Here is a 557-nt window from a genome sequence, read left to right on the forward strand (position 1 = left end):
CAACCCGCGAGGGGGGAGCTAATCGCAGAAAGTGTATCGTAGTCCGGATTGTAGTCTGCAACTCGACTGCATGAAGTTGGAATCGCTAGTAATCGCGGATCAGCATGTCGCGGTGAATACGTTCCCGGGTCTTGTACACACCGCCCGTCACACCATGGGAGCGGGTTTTACCAGAAGTAGGTAGCTTAACCGTAAGGAGGGCGCTTACCACGGTAGGATTCGTGACTGGGGTGAAGTCGTAACAAGGTAGCCGTATCGGAAGGTGCGGCTGGATCACCTCCTTTCTAGAGTTTGCACGAACTGGGTAACTGGTTCACGCATCAAATGTTCACACTTATCGGCTGTTAATATAAAGAACAGCATTTGGGGCTGTAGCTCAGCTGGTTAGAGCACCGTGTTGATAACGCGGGGTCGTTGGTTCGAGTCCAACCAGCCCTACCAGTTTCTGTAGTAAATCTCAGGGGGATTAGCTCAGCTGGGAGAGCACCTGCTTTGCAAGCAGGGGTCGGTCGGTTCGTCGATCCCGTCATCCTCCACCAAAGTTCAAACGTAAATCA

2 tRNA genes and 1 rRNA gene are annotated in these 557 nt (G+C 52.4%); all 3 read left to right on the forward strand.

Features of this window, described 5'->3' with window-relative positions:
* Positions 1–284, forward strand: a 16S ribosomal RNA gene (locus tag JaAD80_RS29975); the annotation flags it as partial.
* Positions 285–365: 81 nt separating this feature from the next.
* Positions 366–441 (forward strand) — tRNA-Ile (locus JaAD80_RS29980).
* A gap of 19 nt (positions 442–460) precedes the next feature.
* Positions 461–539 (forward strand) — tRNA-Ala (locus JaAD80_RS29985).
* Positions 540–557 lie beyond the last annotated feature (18 nt).

It is taken from the genome of Janthinobacterium sp. AD80 (assembly GCF_002878455.1).
In the GTDB taxonomy this organism is placed as follows: domain Bacteria; phylum Pseudomonadota; class Gammaproteobacteria; order Burkholderiales; family Burkholderiaceae_D; genus Janthinobacterium.